Genomic DNA, 17,454 nt, shown 5'->3' with positions numbered 1-17,454 from the left:
AGATAGCCGTTCACGACCTCCCGAAAGACTGAACCATGTCACAGCCGATAGCAGCCCACCCGGACAGGCTTCTCCCCGCGGATCCCGGGGTGCGGCGGGTAGCCCGCTCCCTGTTTTCCCGCGTGGAGAGCCTCCCGATCATTTCGCCGCACGGCCATGTGGATGCGGCCGTGATTGAACAGAATCTCCCTTTCCCTGACCCCGCGGCCCTGCTGGTTACGCCGGACCACTATGTGACCCGTCTCATCCACGCCGGCGGCGTTCCACTGGATCAGCTGGGACTCGGCTCCGCGCCAGCGGACTCACGTCGGATCTGGCGCAACTTCTGCGGGGCCTGGCCACTCTTCGAAGGAACGGCTTCCGGGTACTGGATCCGCCAGGAGTTTGAGCATGTGTTCGGCCTGCCGGACGAGCCCGGCGCCGACAACGCGGACCGGATCTTCGACGCCATCTCCGCCAAGCTGGAGGAACCAGGCTTCCGGCCGCGCCAGTTGTTCAAGGAATTCAATATCGAGGTCCTGGCCACCACGGACGATCCGCTGGACGCCCTGGACAGCCACGAAGCACTGGCCGCAGACCCGGCTTTTGCCGGCCGTGTCCTGCCCACGTTCCGCCCGGATGCCTACCTGAACATGGCCCATCCCGAGTGGCAGGCGAATGTGGAGCGCCTCGTCGGTTCCGCCGGGGAGGGTGCTTCGGGCTACGCCGGCTACATCACGGCGCTCGAAGGAAGGCGGCGCTTCTTTGTGGAGCGCGGTGCCGTCTCGGCGGACCATGGCGTCCGGACCCCTGCCACGCTCAAACTGGACGACGCCGATGCCGCACGGATCTTTGAACGGGCCAGGGCCGGCAAGGCCTCTCAGGAGGACGGGGAAGTCTTCGAGGCCCACATGATGTACCAGATGGCCCGAATGTCGGTCGAGGACGGACTCGTGATGACCATCCACCCCGGCTCCTACCGCAACCACCATGCCCCCACCTTTGAGGCCTTTGGTGCGGATACGGGCCACGACATCCCGTTCGCCGTCAACTACACGGAGGCCATCCGGCCGCTGCTGCAGGACTTCGGTACCGCAAAGGACTTCCACCTGGTCCTGTTCACCCTCGATGAGACCGTATTTTCCCGTGAGCTTGCACCCCTGGCAGGCTTTTACCCGTCCGTCTACATCGGCGCCCCGTGGTGGTTCCTGGACGCGCCTGATGCCATGCTCAGGTTCAGGTCTGCGGTGACCGAGACGGCCGGTTTCTCGCGGTCGTCGGGGTTCATCGACGACACCCGTGCGTTCTGCTCCATTCCTGCGCGGCACGATACGTCGCGGCGGATCGAAGCCGCATTTCTGGCCCGCCTTGTTGCCGAGCACCGCATCAGTGAAGAGCGCGCCCATGAACTCATTGTCGACGTCGTCGATTCCGCACCCCGCAGGGTGTTCAAACTATGACGGCCGGGCAGCTTCCCGCGCTCGCCCGCGGACTCAAGGCGCTTCCCAAGGCGCCGGTGCGCATCGTGCACCTCGGGCTCGGTGCCTTCCACCGCTCACACCAGGCGTGGTACACACAGCACGCGTCGGACGCTCCGGAGTGGGGGATCGCCGCCTTCACGGGCCGGCGGCCCGATGCGGCCCGTGCGCTCGCGGCGCAGGACGGCCTGTTCACGCTGATCGAACGTTCCGACACCGGCGACTCGTTCGAAATCGTCGGCAGCATCGTGGAGGCTGTCGACGGGGCTGACATCGCACGTTTGGCTGAGCTGGTGGCGGCACCCCGGATCTCTGTCATTACCCTGACCATCACCGAAGCCGCCTACCGCCTCGGTTCTGACGGCCGGCTGGACCGCACGGCGCCCGACGTCGTCGCAGAGCTTGCGCTGTCGGCTGACGGAAGCGCCGGAAACAGCAAGCCGACGACGCCGCTTGGCCGGTTGGTCTTCGCCCTCGCCGCCCGCAGGGCTGCTGGCGCCGGGCCACTCGCCGTCGTCTGCTGTGACAACCTCTCCAATAACGGCACCGTCGCGCACAATGCAGTGGTAGGCCTGGCCGGAGCCTGGGAGGCCGGACTCGCTACCTGGATCGATGCGAATGTCAGCTTTGTCAGCACCTCGGTGGACCGCATCACGCCGCGGACCACGGAGGCGGACCTTGCCGCCGTCGAGGCCGCCTGCGGCTACCGCGACAACTCACCCGTGGTGGCCGAACCTTTCCGGAACTGGGTGCTGAGCGGGGACTTCCCCGCCGGCCGCCCGCGCTGGGAAGATGCCGGCGCTGTGTTCGTGGACGACATCGAGCCCTACGAAAACCGCAAGCTGTGGCTGCTGAACGGCGCGCACTCAATGCTGGCCTATGCGGGCCAGCTTCGTGGACACACCACGGTTGCGGAGGCGCTGGCGGACCCGCTTTGCCTGCAGGCTGTGGAGAGTTTCTGGGACGAAGCCGCCGGGCATCTGCACGGCGGGGAGCTGCAGATCCCCGCGTACCGCGAGGAACTGCTGGCGCGCTTCCGGAACGCCCGGATCGCCCACCACCTGTCGCAGATCGCCATGGACGGCACCACCAAACTGCGCATGAGGGCGGAGCCGGTGTTGTCAGCCGAGCGCGCCCATGGGCGGTCCGGTTCCGCAAGTGCCCTCATGCTGGCAGCCTGGATCGATTATCTCGGCGCCACAGCGGAGCCGCACGATCCCCTGGCCGCTCGTATCACCGCAGCCAATGCACAGCAAGGGGACCGCCGGGTGGCTTCGTTGCTCGAACTCGTGAGTCCGGAACTGGCGGCGGATCCGGACACCGTGGCGCTGGTGCGCGGCCTCTGTGGAACTTTTGCCGGCGGCCCAACATCCGCCAACCCTATTACCGTGCCTGCACATCCCGGAAGGAACAGCTAAATCTTATGAAAATTGTTGCCGCGGAAGTCTTCGTGACGAGTCCCTCCCGGAACTTCGTGACCTTGAGGATCACTACCGACGACGGCGTCACGGGCATCGGTGATGCGACGCTGAACGGCCGTGAACTGGCTGTTGCCGCGTACCTGAAGGAGCATGTGGCGCAGCTGCTGGTCGGCAAGGACCCGCACCGGATCGAGGACACCTGGCAGTTCCTGTACCGCAGCTCGTACTGGCGCCGGGGCCCGGTCACGATGGCCGCGATCGCCGCGGTGGACATGGCGTTGTGGGATATCAAGGGCAAGGTGGCCGGGATGCCGGTCTACCAGCTGCTCGGCGGCGCGTCCCGGAACGGGCTGCGCGCCTACGGCCACGCGTCCGGCTCCGACACGGAGTCCCTGTTTGATTCCGTGCGTGAGCACCTGGAGCTCGGCTACAAGTCGGTGCGGATCCAGACCGCGGTCCCCGGCATCAAGGCCGTCTACGGTGTGGCCGCGCAGGCCCAGGCCTCCGGTGAGCGCTACGACTACGAGCCCGCCGGCCGCGGCGCGTTCCCGGTCGAGGAGGACTGGGACACCCGCGCGTACCTGCGCCACCTGCCGGGCGTGTTCGAGGCCGTCCGGAACGAGTTCGGGCCGGAGCTGCCGCTGCTCCACGACGGCCACCACCGGATGACGCCCATCCAGGCCGCGAAGCTGGGCAAGGCGCTGGAGCCGTATGACCTGTTCTGGCTCGAGGACTGCACCCCGGCCGAAAACCAGGAGGCCCTGCGCCTGGTCCGCCAGCACACCACCACCCCGCTGGCCATCGGCGAAATCTTCAACACCGTGTACGACTTCCAGAGCCTGATCAAGGAACAGCTGATCGACTACGTCCGGGCCGCGTCCACGCACTTCGGCGGGATCTCGCCGCTGAAGAAGGTCATGGACTTCGCGGCGCAGTACCAGATCAAGTCCGGTTTCCACGGCCCCACGGACATCTCCCCGGTGGGCTTCGCCGCGCAGCTGCACGTGGGCCTGGCCATCCACAACTACGGCATCCAGGAATACATGCCGCACTCCCCGGCCACCAACACCGTCTTCGAGCAGTCCATGACCTTCACCGACGGCTACCTGCACCCGGGCGAGGCGCCCGGCATCGGCGTCGAATTCAACGAGGAAGCAGCCGGCACCTACCCCTACCAGCAGGCCTACCTGCCCTACAACCGCCTGGTAGACGGAACGGTGCATGACTGGTGACCAACACTGAATCTTCTCGCTTGGATGCCGGGTCCACGCCGGGTTTCGCGGGTTTCGCGCCGACGGACACCAAGCCGCGCATCGTTGTCATGGGAGTCTCCGGCTGCGGCAAGACCACCATCGGCGCCCTGGTTGCGCATGAGCTGGGCGTGCCGTTCATCGACGGCGATTCCCTTCACCCTGTGGAGAACGTCGCCAAGATGGCAGCGGGAACGCCGCTGACCGACGAGGACCGCTGGCCCTGGCTGGCCACGGTAGGCAGAGAGCTCGCCGCCTCCGGTACCGCCGGACTTGTCCTGGCGTGTTCGGCACTCAAGCGCAGCTACCGGGACGCCATCCGCGCCAAGGCCCCGGACACCCTGTTCCTGCACCTGCACGGCAGCAAGGAAGTCCTGGGATCGCGGCTGGAGGGACGCAGCGGGCACTTTATGCCCGCCGCGCTGCTGGAATCCCAGCTCGCAAGCCTGGAACCGCTCGACGCCGATGAGGCCGGCAGAGCGGTGGACATCGCCTCACCGGTGGGCCAGGTTGTTGCCGAGGCGCTGGCAGGCCTTGCCGGTCCCGGCAACGCCGCACCGTCGCAGCCGGCCGCGGCAGAGTCCCGCCCGGGCCCTTTCCTAGTGGATCTGCAGGCTGTGCCGTTCAATCTCGACGACGACGCCATCGCTTGGGTGAACTCCACCATCGGTTCCATGACGCTTGAGGAAAAGATCGGGCAGCTGTTCATCAACCACAACAATGATTACTCTCCGGAGTACCTCGATGATGTGCTGAACAACTACCACGTGGGCGGCATGCGCTACCGGCCGGGCCCCTCGGCCGCGGTGCAGGAACATGTCCGCTATGCGCAGTCCAAAACCAAAGTGCCTCTGCTGGTGGCGTCCAACCCGGAAATGGGCGGCTTCGGCAGCTGCGACGACGGCACGTTCGTGTGCACGCACCTGCAGGCAGGCTCGCACCCGGACAAGAACATTGCCCGGCAGATGGGCGAGGTCGCCGGCGTCGAATGTGCGGCCATCGGCTGCAACTGGGCGTTCGCGCCCATCGTGGACATCCACTACAACTGGCGCAATACCGTCATCTCCACCCGCGCCTTCGGCAATACGCCGGAGATCGTGGTGGAGCGGGCCAAGGAGTACTTCGACGGCATCAGCGGATCCAACATGGTCTGCGCCATGAAGCACTTCCCGGGCGACGGCATGGACGAGCGCGATCAGCACGTGGTCACGTCCTACAACACGCTGGGCTACGACGCCTGGAACAAGACCTACGGCCACGTGTACCGGGAAATGATCGGGCACGGCGTGCAGTCGGTCATGATCGGCCACATCGGTGCGCCGGAGCTGTCCCGGCATTTCCGTCCGGGCATGGCGGACAAGGACATCCTGCCCGCCACCCTCGCGCCTGAGCTGCTGCAGGACCTGCTGCGGGGTGAGCTCGGCTTCAACGGGCTCGTCCTGACGGACGCCTCGCAGATGGTCGGCCTGACCCAGGCGATGAAACGCAGGGATCTGGTCCCGGCAGCCATTGCCGCGGGCTGCGATATGTTCCTGTTCTTCCGCAACCCGGCCGAGGACTTCCGGTACATGATGGACGGCTACGAGGCGGGGGTCATCACGGAGGAGCGCCTGCACGACGCCCTGCGCCGGATTCTCGCGCTGAAGGCCGCACTGGGCCTCCACCGAACAGCCCGCGAGGAGCTCGTGGCTCCGGTGGAGGCACTGGAGCAGATAGGGAGCGAGGCACACCTTGCCATCGCCGCAGAGATAGCCGACAAGACCGTCACCCTGGTCAAGGACACCGCCCACAACCTGCCCATCACACCGAAGACGCACAAGCGGATCCGCCTGTACGGCATCTCGGGCGGCTCGGACTTCACCCGTTCGGATCCGCTGGCCTACCTGGACACGGTCAGGGACGAGCTTGAACGGGCGGGCTTCGAAGTCCACGTGTTCAAGACGGCCGCCCAGCGCGAGGCTGCGGGGGAGACGGGCATCAACTTCATGTCAGTCATCTCCGAGGAAGCCACGGGCGATTACGCGGACAAGTACGATGCCGCATTTGTGTTTGCCAACGTCAAGGGCTTCGCGCAGGAAGCGGCCATCCGGATCAAGTGGTCCACGCCGATGGCCGCGGAGATCCCCTGGTACGTCACGGAGGTCCCTACGGTGTTCGTCTCACTCAACCAGCCCAACCACCTGATCGACGTGCCCATGGTCAGGACCGCCATCCATGCCCACGCCGGAACGCCCGAGGCCATCCGGGCAACCATCGAGAAGATCCAGGGCAAGTCGGAATTCCATGGAACGTTCAACGACAACGTGTTCTGCGATTCCTTCGACACCCGGCTCTGATCGCTGGTTTTCGCTGCGGAAGCCGCCTCCCGGCCACACTAAACTGGAAACCATGACTGCCACTCTTGACGCCGCCGCTGCCCGTGCCCGCCTCCTGGAACTGATCAAGGAACTGGCCGTGGTCCGCGGCAAGGTGATCCTCTCCAGCGGCGCCGAGGCCGATTACTACATCGACCTGCGCCGCATCACCCTGCACCACGAAGCCTCCAGGCTGGTGGGCCAGGTCATGCTTTCGCTGATTGACGACGCCGGCATTGACTTTGAGTGCGCCGGTGGACTGACGATGGGGGCAGACCCCGTGGGCACCGCCCTGATGCACTCCGCCGTTGACGCCGGACGCAACGTAGATGCCTTCGTGGTCCGGAAGGCGCAGAAGTCCTACGGCATGGGCCGCCAGGTGGAGGGGCCCTCCGTTGAGGGCCGCAAGGTCCTGGTGCTGGAGGACACGTCCACCACCGGCGGCTCCGCGCTGACCGCCGTCGAAGGTGTCCGCAACGCCGGCGGCAACGTTGTTGCCGTCGCCGTGATCGTGGACCGCAACACCGGTGCCAAGGAAAAGATTGAAGCCGAGACAGGCGTTCCGTACCTGTTCGCATTCGGCAAGGACGAACTCGGGCTCGACTAGACCGCCGAAGCCAGGGTGCGAACGCCTGGTTATGGGGGCCAGGATTTGAGCAGCGGGGGAACAACATTGCGTGAGCTGATGTTTCCCCGCGCCCTCGGCCGGAACTACCACTGGCTCTGGAGCGCCGCCACCATTGCCAATCTGGGCGATGGCATTCTCCTCGCCGCCGGACCGCTGCTTGCTGCATCCCTGACCCGCGAGCCTTTCGCCGTGGCCATGGCCGTGTTTGCCCAGCGGCTGCCCTGGATGCTGTTCGGCGTTCTGGCCGTTGCCATCATCGACCGGCTGGACCGCCGCACCCTGGTGATTGTGGTGGACGGACTGCGGGTGCTGGTCCTGGGCGGTCTGGCCCTCGCCGTTGCGCTGGATGCAATGGTCTCCCGCTGCTGTACATGGCACTCTTCCTGGTGGGCACAGCCGAATCCTTTGCGGACAACGCCGGCAACACCCTGGTCACGGCGGTGGTCAGCAAAGGTCAGCTCGGCATGGCCAATGCCCGGCTATTCGGTGCCTCGGTGGTGACCAACCAGCTTGCCGGGCCGCCGCTGGGAGCGCTGCTGTTCGGCGTCGGAATGGCTCTGCCTTTCGGCGCCAACGCCCTTTGTTATGCGCTTGCCGTGGCCTTGATCGTCCGCCTTCAGGGAATCCGTGCTGGGGTACGGTGTCCACCACGGTGCGGCAGAAGGCTGTTCCCGAGCACCTGCTGGGGCGCGTTATGAGCGTGTACATGCTGGGCGGGGTGGGAGCCATGGCAATCGGTACGTTACTGGGCGGTGTCATTGCCCAGGTCTGGGGTGTCCAGGGGCCGTTCTGGTTTGGCTTCGCGGGCTCTGCAGTGGCTACGGTAGTGGTGTGGAGGTCAATGGTGCACATAGTGCAGGCGGCCGAAAACCCGGAACGGGCCGCGAGCTGAAGCAACAGCCGAGCCAGGAGCCGGGCGGGCGGCCTGGCAGGAATGAACAGCCCGGCGAATCTCAGGCATGGCTGCTTAAGCATGCCGCCGATTTGAAGCGGTTCTCGCGCCGGAGCTTCCTGGCCGGCGCCGGTGCCTCCTCCGTCCTGGCAGCAGACATGCTGTTCACCCGGCGGGTCCAGGCTGAGCGCAGGGTCAACAAGATCCTGATGGTGCCCGATGACTTTGCCGAATCCTACTTTCCGAATGCCAGCTGGATCCTCTTTCCCGGGTACAAAACCAGCTGGGAGGAGGCGCAGTGGATCCTGAACTCGCTGCGCGGGGCGCTGCGCCAGCGCGGCCAGCTGGCCGCCGTCGGATATTCCAACACCGGGCTGGACATCGACGGGCTGGTGATTGCCATCATCGAGCACGTCCGGGCGCGCAACCTCACCAAGCTCTATTTCTACGGCCACAGTTTCGGCGGCATGGTGGCCACCCAGGTGGCTGCACGGCTTCGCGAACTGCACGGCGTGGAAGTGGTGTTCATCCTGCTGGACTCCAGCCCCTACAGTAAGTTCGATGTACTGGACCAGAGCTGGTTCGAAGGTGTGGTGTTCCTCTACGAGACCGGTTTCCGGGTCCCGTCAGTGTTGCGGGGCAGCTACGAACTGGGGGAGCGGGTGGTGCACAAGGACGAGCGCAGCTGGCGGCAGATCCTGGACCAGACCATGGAGCAGCTTTCCCCGATCGCGCCATCCAGCATCCTGATCCAGTCCGAATCCGCCTACATTTACCATTTTGATGCCACCAGGTTCGCCGAGCGGCTGGGCGAAACCAGGATGGCGTTTATCGGCAACCCGCGGGACCAGACCGTCAACTATCTGACCGCCCGCGCATCCTGGGCGCGGACCTTTCCCCTGAACATGGCCTCCGCCGGGCACCGCACCGACGGCGCACTGCCGGCCCACGCCAGCCCTGGGTGGAACCCGTTTGTGTACCGGCCCATCCTGGAGGACCTGCAGAACGAGCTCTTCCCGCTGCCCGGCGGCGGATCGAGGATGACACCGTATTAGATCTGGTTCTTCAGGTCCGCCGGGGATGACCCGTTTTAGATCTGGCTCTTCAGGTCCGCCACGGAATTCAGCACCTGGTTAGGACGGAACGGGAAGGACGCAATTTCGTCGCGCTGCGTAATGCCGGTAAGCACCAGCACCGTGTGCAACCCGGCTTCCATGCCCGCGATGATGTCCGTGTCCATCCGGTCGCCGATCATGGCGGTGGTTTCCGAGTGGGCGTCGATCTGGTTCATGGCTGAACGGAACATCATGGGATTCGGCTTGCCCACAATGTACGGTTCGCGGCCCGTGGCCTTGGTGATCAGCGCGGCAATGGCTCCGGTGGCCGGCATGGGGCCGTCCTTGGACGGGCCGGTGGCGTCAGGGTTGGTGGCGATAAAGCGTGCGCCGGCCAGAATGAGCCGAATGGCCATGGTGATGGCCTCAAAGGAGTAGGTGCGGGTCTCACCGAGCACCACAAAGTCAGGGTTCTGGTCGGTGAGGATAAAGCCTGCCTCGTGCAACGCCGTCGTCAGTCCTGCCTCACCGATGGTGTAGGCGCGGTTGCCGGAATCGGATCCCTGTACCTGGTCTTTGAGGAACTGTGCCGTGGCCAGGGCGGAGGTCCAGATGTTTTCCTCCGGGATCTCGAGGCCGGACGCCCGCAGCCTGGCAGCGAGGTCCCGCGGGGTGTAGATCGAGTTGTTGGTGAGCACAAGGAAGCGCTTGGACGTATCCACCCAGCGCTGGATCAGATCAGCGGCGCCCGGGACGGCCTGGTTCTCGTGCACCAGCACGCCGTCCATATCCGTCAGCCAGCACTCGATTTCCTGGCCGCTGCGGTAAACCGCTGCCGATGCCCGTACCTGGTCTGCTTCTGCCATGACTACCTCCGGCTGTGATTGTTGATACTCTGCGTCCGGTACCCAGTCTAGTGTTGAGGGGTGACTGACCAGCCCCGAAATACCGTTCCTGCCGAAACCACCGCTTCTCCCGTTCCCCCCGAGGAGGACGGGCGCGAGCCCAAGGCGGAGGTCGGCGTCGGGCCCTGGGAAGGCGAGCTGCCCGCGGGCGATCACTGGGATCCCGATCTGCTCGCGGACGGTGACCGACGCAACGTGGTGGACCAGTACCGCTACTGGAAGCACGACGCAATCGTGGCGGACCTTGATTCCAAACGCCACAATTTCCATATCGCGATTGAAAACTGGCAGCACGATCTCAACATCGGCACCATGGTGCGCACCGCGAATGCTTTTCTCGCCAAGGAAGTCCACATCATCGGACGACGCCGGTGGAACAGGCGCGGGGCAATGGTCACCGACCGTTACCAGCACGTCCGCCACCACCCCACCGTTGATGATTTTGTGGCGTGGGCGCAGGGGGAGGGGCTGGCGATAATCGGGATCGACATTTTCCCGGATTCCGTGCCGCTGGAGACCTACGAGCTGCCGAAAAACTGCGTGCTGGTCTTTGGCCAGGAAGGGCCGGGCCTGACTCCGGAGGTCCACGAGGCCGCGCTCGCCACACTGTCCATCGAACAGTTCGGCTCCACCCGCTCCATCAATGCGGCCTCTGCCGCTGCGATTGCCATGCACGCGTGGGTGCGCCAACATGTGTTCGGCCAGCACGTGTAGTCCCGGGCCGTGCTGGTGCTGAGCCGGCACTGCCGTGAATTTCCTTCCGGGTGAACTGCCGTGAGGTGCCTTCCGGGCCAACTGCCGGAAGTGTTACCCGTCCGCGTGACCCGAAACACTGTGCTGCCGCAGAAATGGCTAGGATGGTTCCTAGCCGACGAGGTTCACTCCAGGGTCAACAGAACCCACAGACGAAATTCACTTGAGGAGTCAGCATGCCCATTGCAACCCCAGAGATCTACGCCGACATGATCGACCGCGCCAAGGCCGGCGGCTTTGCATTCCCCGCCGTAAACGTCACTTCCTCCCAGACCCTGAACGCAGCCATCCGCGGCTTCGCAGAGGCAGAGTCTGACGGCATCCTCCAGGTTTCCACCGGTGGCGGCGCCTACTGGTCCGGCGCCTCCGTCAAGGACATGGTTGCCGGCTCCCTGGGCTTCGCTGCCTTCGCCCGCGAGGTTGCCAAGAACTATAACGTCAACATTGCCCTCCACACGGACCACTGCCCCAAGGACAAGCTGGACGGCTTTGTCCTGCCGCTGCTGGCGGCCTCTGAGGACGCGGTCAAGGCCGGCAATGACCCCATCTTCAACTCGCATATGTGGGACGGCTCCGCCGAGACCCTGACCGAGAACCTGCGCATCGGACGCGAACTGCTGGAACGAGCCGCTGCCGCCAAGATCATTCTCGAGGTTGAGATCGGCACGGTCGGCGGTGAGGAAGACGGCGTCGAGAACGCCATCAATGACAAGCTGTACACCACGGTTGAAGACGCCCTCGCAACTATCCAGGCACTCGGTGCCGGCGAGCACGGCCGCTACATCACGGCGCTGACCTTCGGCAACGTGCACGGCGTGTACAAGCCGGGCGGCGTCAAGCTGCGTCCGGAGATCCTGAAGGACATCCAGGCGCAGGTCGGTGCCAAGATCGGCAAGGCCAATCCGTTCGACCTCGTGTTCCACGGCGGCTCCGGCTCCTCCGAGCAGGAAATCGCGGACGCCGTTTCCTACGGTGTGATCAAGATGAACATCGACACCGATACCCAGTACGCCTTCACCCGCCCGGTTGTTGACCACATGCTGAAGAACTACGCCGGCGTGCTGAAGGTAGACGGCGAAGTGGGCAACAAGAAGCTGTACGATCCCCGCGTCTGGGGCGCGTCCGCTGAAGCCGGCCTGGCTGCCCGCGTTGTGGAAGCTGCCCAGCAGCTCGGCTCCACCGGCAAGACCTTCTCCTGATGTCCGACGAATTCCGCAAGAACCTGATGGGTCCCGAGTCCACGCTCCTGCCTGCCGAGACCGAGGTCTACGCGCAGCTGGACGCGGGCCAGGAGGCATTGGATCTGGTGGAGAAGCACCCCACGTCTTCGCTGTTGTGGGCTGTGCTGGCTGAGGAAGCGTGGAGTGAAGGCCGCACCATCGATTCCTACGCCTACTCGCGTGTGGGCTACCACCGCGGCCTGGACTCCCTGCGCCGCAACGGCTGGCGCGGAGTTGGGCCCATCCCGTGGGAGCACGAGCCAAACCGCGGCTTCCTGCGGTCGCTCTACTCGCTGGGCCGCGCATCTGCGGCCATCGGCGAGGCTGAGGAGCCGGAACGCATTGAAAAGTTCCTCACTGACTCCGATCCCTCTGCAAAGGCAGCCATCGAAGGCAAGAACTAAAGCAACGCGGGGTCACTTACGGCCCATTCCACCCGCTGGGATGGGCCGTAGGTGACCCCGCGTTGTGGTTAAAATTACGACGGCGGCTGGTCACCTTGAAAGGTGACCAGCCGCCGTCGTAATTTCAACACCGCTGGTTGAGCTTGCCTAAGCGCGGTAAAAGCTAGCTGGCTTCCGGCCGGGCGAGGCCAGTGCGGGCCATGGCGTCGGCATATACAACGTGCATTTCCTCGAGGTACTGCTCCTGGCGGGCGGGGGTTCCGGCGAAAGCGCGGCCGCTCAGTGAGCGCACCTTGTAGGTTTTCAGGCCGCGGCGCCACAGGAGCGGAACCTCGGTCTTGAGCAGCAGGCCGGCCAGCCGGTTGGCCTCGGTGCCGTGTGCCACAATCACCGATGCGCGGGGTACAACGGCCAGGAACTTCAGCAGCGGCTTGAGGCCGGCGGAAATCTGGTCCGGGGTGAGCTTGCCGTTCGGCTCGCCCGCGATGTGCCACGGGTGGACATTCCACGGCATCACAAACTCCGGGCGCAACCCGAGCTTCCACTGCACGCCGAGCATACGCGTGGCGGCGTCTTCGTCTCCGGCGGTGATAAAACCGGACTCGTCGGCCTCGCCGATGTTGGAGAAGAGGCTGATAATGCGGCACTCGTCCACGTCGTGGATGGGGTCTACGTAGGGGACTTCAGTGTGGGGCTTGACGCTCTGCAGGGAGTCGCACAGCTCGTTGACGGCTGCGACGTTGGGTTCGTAACGGCGGCTCAGAAGCTGCTCGCGGAATGATTCAGTAGCCAAGGCTGTCATATATTGCTGGTCTCCTGCGGGGATCGGTCACGCTGCCAATCCGGAAGCGGGCGCGCCAAGTCCGGGGTGGTTTGAAATGTGGTGTGGATCGATTCCTGGTCGATCTCTTCTAGTTTAGCAAGCCCCACGAAATGCGGGGGCTGTTCTGTGCCCTTTAGTTTCCGTGAGGGGGCGCGGAGCAGGCCCCGCAGCGGAGCTGAGCGTAACGCGGAACGGGTATGGGGCATTACCAGAGGCGCTTGGTGGCCCGGCGGTGAGCGCCTGGTTGCGAGGCGTGCGGTGCCCGGCGCGCAAATCGATAAGTCATTGTGCCGGGGTCAGGCGGCGCAGGAACTGTGCTGCGGGTGCATGATTCAGCTATGAAAAACAATGATTCCTCGGATGCCGCCACTGACGCGTTTGAAGGCGTCGCTGCAGACGCGGCCGGCGCCGGTGTGGTGCTTGGCCAGACGTTCGGTGCCCGCGCCCTGATGATCAACAAAAAGGCCATGGCCTGCCTGCACGGTGACGGAATGGCATTCAAGCTGGGCAGAGACTCTCCGGAACACGCCCGTGCCCTGTTGATTCCGGGTGCCGAGCTGTTCGATCCATCCGGCATGAAGCGCCCCTTCAAGGATTGGGTGGAAGTGCCTGTGGCATCGGCGGATGAGTGGCCGGGACTGGCCGAAGCCGCCTTGGCCTTCGCCGGAGCTCAGCCGTCCCCGTAGTGGTCCCCAACGCATGGTCAAAGCGGTGCTTGCCACTCCGATCCGCTAAACTTGGGTGGTAAGAGCCCCGGAACTCTTGCGTTTGCTGAACGGCCTCCACGGCGGACACAGCACAGCGGTTGAATTCGGGGCATTCTCATGAACGGCGCTGAGCTGTACTGGATTCACCTAGGTGAAGCAACTGCGGTTCGGCCCGAACGAATGGGGGAGGATCCCATGCCAGCAATCGTGATCGTCGGAGCCCAATGGGGCGACGAAGGAAAAGGTAAAGCCACAGACTTGCTCGGTCACCGGGTTGACTATGTGGTCAAGCCGAATGGCGGCAACAACGCCGGGCATACCGTCGTCGTGGGCGGTGAGAAGTATGAGCTCAAGCTCCTTCCCGCCGGCATCCTCAGCCCCAACGCGGTTCCCATTATCGGCAACGGCTGCGTGGTGAACCTCGAAGCCCTGTTCCAGGAGATCGACGGACTGGAGGCGCGCGGCGCGGACACCTCCAAACTCCGCATCTCCGCCAACGCCCATCTGGTGGCCCCGTACCACCAGGTGCTGGACAAGGTTACCGAGCGCTTCCTCGGGAGCCGCGCCATCGGCACCACCGGCCGCGGCATCGGCCCTGCCTACATGGACAAGGTGGCCCGCCTGGGCATCCGCGTCCAGGACGTTTTTGATGAGTCAATCCTGCGCCAGAAGGTTGAAGGATCGCTGCGGCAGAAGAACGAGCTCCTCGTCAAGGTCTACAACCGCCGCGACATCGTGGTGGACGAGATCGTGGATTATTTCCTCTCCTACGCTGAGCGGCTGCGTCCCCTGGTCATCGACAGCACACTGGTGCTGAACAATGCCCTGGACGAAGGCAAGGTTGTGCTGATGGAGGGCGGCCAGGCCACGTTCCTGGACGTTGACCACGGCACCTACCCGTTCGTCACGTCCTCGAATCCGACCGCCGGCGGCGCCTCCGTGGGATCCGGCATCGGCCCCACACGGATATCCCGCTCCATCGGCATCATCAAGGCATACACCACCCGTGTTGGCGCCGGGCCGTTCCCCACAGAGCTCTTCGACGAGATGGGCCTGTACCTGCAGAAGACCGGCGGCGAGTTCGGCGTCAACACCGGCCGTCCGCGCCGCTGCGGCTGGTACGACGCCGTCCTTGCCCGCCAGGCGTCCCGCGTCAACGGCTTCACGGACTACTTCGTCACCAAGCTGGACGTCCTCACGGGCATCGAGCAGATCCCGGTCTGCGTGGCCTACGACGTCGACGGCGTGCGGCACGACGAAATGCCCATGACCCAGACCGAGTTCCACCACGCCAAGCCCATCTTCGAGTTCTTCGAAGGCTGGACCGAAGACATCACGGCCGCCCGCACCCTGGAGGACCTCCCGGAAAACGCGCGCAACTACGTGCTGGCGCTGGAGAAACTCTCCGGCACCCGCTTCTCAGCCATCGGTGTCGGTCCGGACCGCGACCAGACCATCGTGATCAACGATCTGATCAGCGACTGACCCTCCGTACCTATCCAGTCGACTGCTCCGCAACTGCCCTTTTGAGCACTCATAACGGCAGATATGGAGCAGTCGATTGCGTTGAGAAACTTTTTTGAAAGTATTTTGGATTCCGCGTAACCCTGGGCCGGTGGGTGACGATTACCCCTATGAAAGCGCCGGGCTGGAATTTGTCCCCCATCATGTTCCAGCCCGGCACTTTTTTGCTTTAACACGGGTCCGCAGGGAGCTGTGTTGGGGCGGATGCTGGTTCAGGCAGTGCAGGCACAAGGTTACTCCGGGTAAACCTAAGGTCCCGGAGGCGTTCCGGACGCCAATCAATGGCCCTAGACTGATCTAGCCATCCTCCCCTGACCGAAAGCCGTACGTCCGTGAACGACGCACTGACTGACGATGCACTGCGCGCCCTCAGAGGCCAAGGTGCCGAGCTGTTCAGTCTCGTGTACCGAACGTACGCATCACAGGTTCTGGGCTATCTGACAGCCCGCGGCGTTGAGGATCCGGAGGCCGCCATGCAGGAAGTGTTCCTGGCCGTTCTGCCGCGGCTGGAGACCATACGCGGCGGCGTGAACGGATTGCGTACCTTCGTCTTCTCAGTGGCGCATGCCCGGATGGTCGACGATTTCCGGAAACAGAGCAGGGCCCCCGTCAAACTGCGTTTCGAGCCGGAGCTGGACGGCCGTGAAGACGTGTCCGCCGAGTCGGCTGCAATGTTATTGGTGTCACCCGGCGAAGTTTTGGAGCTGCTTGATGTGCTGGTGGAAGATCAGAAGGAAGTTCTCACCCTGCGCATCATCGGCGACCTCACAGTGGATCAGGTGGCCGAAATCATGGGGAAAAGTGCAGGAGCCGTGAAACAGCTTCAGCGACGTGCTTTGAACACGCTCCGTGAACATTCGGCTGTGAAGGAATATGTGGCGCCATGAGCCTCGGGAATAGCGATTGCGGCCGGACGGTGGACGAGCTGCTGCTCGATGCCGGTCATTCCGATGCCCCCGAGTTGCGGGCAGCCCTCATGTCGCTGGGATCCCTGGCCAATCTTCCGGCGCCCGCACCGAGTGCTGAGCTTGCCGCTCTGATGGCCGGCCCGCACACCGATCTCACCCGGCAGCGCTGGCTTCGCAAACACCGGCCGGCCGTCGTGGGCATCGCAGTCCTGACAGGCATGGGGCTTGGTGTCAGCGGTGTGGCAGCCAGCGGCCCCCAGTCCCCGACGTCTGATGTACGGGTCTCCATCCAGGACCTGGCTCAGGATTGGACCCCCGGCTGGACGATCCCGGCAGCGTTGCCTCCGGCCGCGGATCCGGCCGAGCAATCGGCCGCGGCTGCCGCTCCGGCCGGGCGGGTTCGGACGCCAGCCGCCCAGGCGGCCAAGCCGTCCTCTGGTTCGCCGGGACGCCAAGCGCAGGGCAACGACCGGCAGGCGAAGGATTTGAAGACACCGGCGGCCGCCTCGTCCAGGGGGAAGGCAAAGAAGAACGACGCCGGTGCTGCCGCGGCGTCAGCCGTTCGGGCCGCGGCAATTGCCGAGGCTCTGGAGGCAGCCGCGAGGGAGCGGTCCAGCGCCCAGCGTCTTCGGATCGAGTCATCACGGCTGGGTGTCGGCGTGAAACAGCTGCTGAAAAACGCCAGCCGCCTTTCCGCCGTGGGCAACCGCTCCGTTGGGCGGCACACGGCCGATCCCGGCACGAGCTGGCTCCAGAAGTTCCGCCACTGAGCACTGTCTTCGGCCAACACTTGTTTCCGCCAGTCTCTGCTACGCCAGAACCTGGCGCCTGGAAAAAATGACGCCGGTATCAAAACCGGCCAGGTGGAGACAACCATGAAAGCCGGCATGCTCGATCTTGACGCAGCGGTCCATCACCACGATGACTCCGGCAGCCTCCGCCTTGAGCGCAACATCCTCATGCCAGGAGCCCAGTTGCAGCCAGAGTGCCTTGGCGCCGGCCCGCCAGAGGGGACACCGTGCACACTGCCGTCCATGGGCTCGGTCAGGGACCATCCCGAAGGGCCCTGCTACGCGTAATATTGGTTCACGCCTCCCGCCCGGCCTGATGCCCGTTCATTTATTTGAAGGCGACGTGGAAGCCGTCCGGCGAG

Annotated in this window: 17 protein-coding genes and 1 pseudogene; 15 read left to right on the top strand and 3 right to left on the bottom strand. The window is 64.5% G+C overall.

Translation table 11 applies throughout. The annotated features are described in order from the left end of the window. Window positions 1-35: 35 nt before the first annotated feature. The 8 genes from uxaC (at window position 36) to V3C33_05380 (ending at window position 9,057) form a co-directional block, all read left to right on the top strand. A complete protein-coding gene (gene uxaC / locus V3C33_05415) occupies window positions 36-1,439 on the top strand; it encodes a glucuronate isomerase (protein XAS68727.1) in 1,404 nt (467 codons plus the stop codon). Next, window positions 1,436-2,875 carry a mannitol dehydrogenase family protein gene (locus V3C33_05410; protein XAS68726.1) on the top strand — a complete coding sequence of 480 codons (1,440 nt, stop codon included), beginning with the start codon at window positions 1,436-1,438 and terminating at the stop codon, window positions 2,873-2,875. Before uxaC ends, V3C33_05410 begins: the two co-directional genes overlap by 4 nt. Before the next feature lie 5 nt (window positions 2,876-2,880). Then, entirely contained in the window at window positions 2,881-4,110 is a 1,230-nt protein-coding gene (gene manD, locus V3C33_05405; GenBank protein XAS68725.1) for a D-mannonate dehydratase ManD, read from the top strand. An 89-nt stretch (window positions 4,111-4,199) separates the two neighbouring features. Next, on the top strand, window positions 4,200-6,464 hold the full coding sequence (locus V3C33_05400; protein ID XAS69655.1) for a gluconokinase, GntK/IdnK-type: 2,265 nt from the start codon (window positions 4,200-4,202) through the stop codon (window positions 6,462-6,464). Between the two features lie 52 nt (window positions 6,465-6,516). Continuing rightward, the gene (pyrE, locus tag V3C33_05395; protein ID XAS68724.1) at window positions 6,517-7,089 is read left to right on the top strand and encodes an orotate phosphoribosyltransferase; all 573 of its coding nucleotides are present in this window, start codon (window positions 6,517-6,519) and stop codon (window positions 7,087-7,089) included. Between the two features lie 66 nt (window positions 7,090-7,155). Continuing rightward, a complete protein-coding gene (locus tag V3C33_05390; protein XAS68723.1) occupies window positions 7,156-7,611 on the top strand; it encodes an MFS transporter in 456 nt (151 codons plus the stop codon). A gap of 139 nt (window positions 7,612-7,750) precedes the next feature. Then, entirely contained in the window at window positions 7,751-8,002 is a 252-nt protein-coding gene (locus V3C33_05385; GenBank protein ID XAS68722.1) for an MFS transporter, read from the top strand. A 71-nt stretch (window positions 8,003-8,073) separates the two neighbouring features. Then, a complete protein-coding gene (locus tag V3C33_05380) occupies window positions 8,074-9,057 on the top strand; it encodes a thioesterase domain-containing protein (GenBank protein ID XAS69654.1) in 984 nt (327 codons plus the stop codon). 35 nt (window positions 9,058-9,092) lie between these two features. Here V3C33_05380 and V3C33_05375 read toward each other — a convergent pair whose 3' ends face one another. Beyond that, window positions 9,093-9,923 (bottom strand): HAD-IIA family hydrolase, encoded by an 831-nt coding sequence (locus V3C33_05375; GenBank protein XAS68721.1) that lies wholly within the window; start codon window positions 9,921-9,923, stop codon window positions 9,093-9,095. 177 nt (window positions 9,924-10,100) lie between these two features. Here V3C33_05375 and V3C33_05370 point away from each other — a divergent pair, with 177 nt between their 5' ends. From V3C33_05370 to V3C33_05360, 3 genes are all read left to right on the top strand, one after another. Next, window positions 10,101-10,676 carry a TrmH family RNA methyltransferase gene (locus V3C33_05370; protein ID XAS69653.1) on the top strand — a complete coding sequence of 192 codons (576 nt, stop codon included), beginning with the start codon at window positions 10,101-10,103 and terminating at the stop codon, window positions 10,674-10,676. A gap of 215 nt (window positions 10,677-10,891) precedes the next feature. Then, entirely contained in the window at window positions 10,892-11,914 is a 1,023-nt protein-coding gene (fbaA, locus tag V3C33_05365; GenBank protein ID XAS68720.1) for a class II fructose-bisphosphate aldolase, read from the top strand. Next, window positions 11,914-12,339, top strand: coding sequence for a DUF3151 domain-containing protein (locus tag V3C33_05360; GenBank protein ID XAS68719.1), 426 nt, complete (start codon window positions 11,914-11,916; stop codon window positions 12,337-12,339). The genes fbaA and V3C33_05360 overlap by 1 nt, the downstream gene beginning before the upstream one ends. Before the next feature lie 163 nt (window positions 12,340-12,502). On the opposite strand, the gene V3C33_05355 is transcribed toward V3C33_05360, so the two are convergent. Next, on the bottom strand, window positions 12,503-13,141 hold the full coding sequence (locus V3C33_05355; protein ID XAS68718.1) for a uracil-DNA glycosylase: 639 nt from the start codon (window positions 13,139-13,141) through the stop codon (window positions 12,503-12,505). Window positions 13,142-13,500: 359 nt separating this feature from the next. Here V3C33_05355 and V3C33_05350 point away from each other — a divergent pair, with 359 nt between their 5' ends. The 4 genes from V3C33_05350 to V3C33_05335 all read left to right on the top strand — a co-directional run bounded on the left by V3C33_05350 (window position 13,501) and on the right by V3C33_05335 (window position 17,071). Further along, a complete protein-coding gene (locus tag V3C33_05350) occupies window positions 13,501-13,848 on the top strand; it encodes a hypothetical protein (GenBank protein ID XAS68717.1) in 348 nt (115 codons plus the stop codon). Window positions 13,849-14,064: 216 nt separating this feature from the next. Continuing rightward, window positions 14,065-15,354 (top strand): adenylosuccinate synthase, encoded by a 1,290-nt coding sequence (locus V3C33_05345; protein ID XAS68716.1) that lies wholly within the window; start codon window positions 14,065-14,067, stop codon window positions 15,352-15,354. A 371-nt stretch (window positions 15,355-15,725) separates the two neighbouring features. After that, window positions 15,726-16,280: a sigma-70 family RNA polymerase sigma factor gene (locus V3C33_05340; protein XAS68715.1), complete on the top strand. Its 555-nt coding sequence runs from the start codon at window positions 15,726-15,728 to the stop codon at window positions 16,278-16,280. After that, window positions 16,277-17,071, top strand: a complete 795-nt coding sequence (locus V3C33_05335) for a hypothetical protein (GenBank protein XAS68714.1) — start codon at window positions 16,277-16,279, stop codon at window positions 17,069-17,071. The genes V3C33_05340 and V3C33_05335 overlap by 4 nt, the downstream gene beginning before the upstream one ends. Window positions 17,072-17,110: 39 nt before the next feature. Here V3C33_05335 and V3C33_05330 read toward each other — a convergent pair. Next, window positions 17,111-17,299: pseudogene (locus tag V3C33_05330) on the bottom strand (CoA-binding protein). Window positions 17,300-17,454: the final 155 nt, after the last annotated feature.

The sequence above is a fragment of the Micrococcaceae bacterium Sec5.7 genome (assembly GCA_039636785.1).
Taxonomy (GTDB): Bacteria; Actinomycetota; Actinomycetes; order Actinomycetales; family Micrococcaceae; genus Arthrobacter.
This window is presented reverse-complemented; position numbering and strand designations above follow the sequence as displayed.

Excerpts from the sequence above, each read along its gene's own strand:
- uxaC (XAS68727.1), top strand. The coding sequence starts at position 36 with ATGTCACAGCCGATAGCAGCCCACCCGGACAGGCTTCTCCCCGCGGAT.
- V3C33_05410 (XAS68726.1), top strand. The coding sequence starts at position 1,436 with ATGACGGCCGGGCAGCTTCCCGCGCTCGCCCGCGGACTCAAGGCGCTT.
- manD (XAS68725.1), top strand. The coding sequence starts at position 2,881 with ATGAAAATTGTTGCCGCGGAAGTCTTCGTGACGAGTCCCTCCCGGAAC.
- V3C33_05400 (XAS69655.1), top strand. The coding sequence starts at position 4,200 with ATGGGAGTCTCCGGCTGCGGCAAGACCACCATCGGCGCCCTGGTTGCG.
- pyrE (XAS68724.1), top strand. The coding sequence starts at position 6,517 with ATGACTGCCACTCTTGACGCCGCCGCTGCCCGTGCCCGCCTCCTGGAA.
- V3C33_05375 (XAS68721.1), bottom strand. The coding sequence starts at position 9,923 with ATGGCAGAAGCAGACCAGGTACGGGCATCGGCAGCGGTTTACCGCAGC.
- fbaA (XAS68720.1), top strand. The coding sequence starts at position 10,892 with ATGCCCATTGCAACCCCAGAGATCTACGCCGACATGATCGACCGCGCC.
- V3C33_05360 (XAS68719.1), top strand. The coding sequence starts at position 11,914 with ATGTCCGACGAATTCCGCAAGAACCTGATGGGTCCCGAGTCCACGCTC.
- V3C33_05355 (XAS68718.1), bottom strand. The coding sequence starts at position 13,141 with ATGACAGCCTTGGCTACTGAATCATTCCGCGAGCAGCTTCTGAGCCGC.
- V3C33_05350 (XAS68717.1), top strand. The coding sequence starts at position 13,501 with ATGAAAAACAATGATTCCTCGGATGCCGCCACTGACGCGTTTGAAGGC.
- V3C33_05345 (XAS68716.1), top strand. The coding sequence starts at position 14,065 with ATGCCAGCAATCGTGATCGTCGGAGCCCAATGGGGCGACGAAGGAAAA.
- V3C33_05335 (XAS68714.1), top strand. The coding sequence starts at position 16,277 with ATGAGCCTCGGGAATAGCGATTGCGGCCGGACGGTGGACGAGCTGCTG.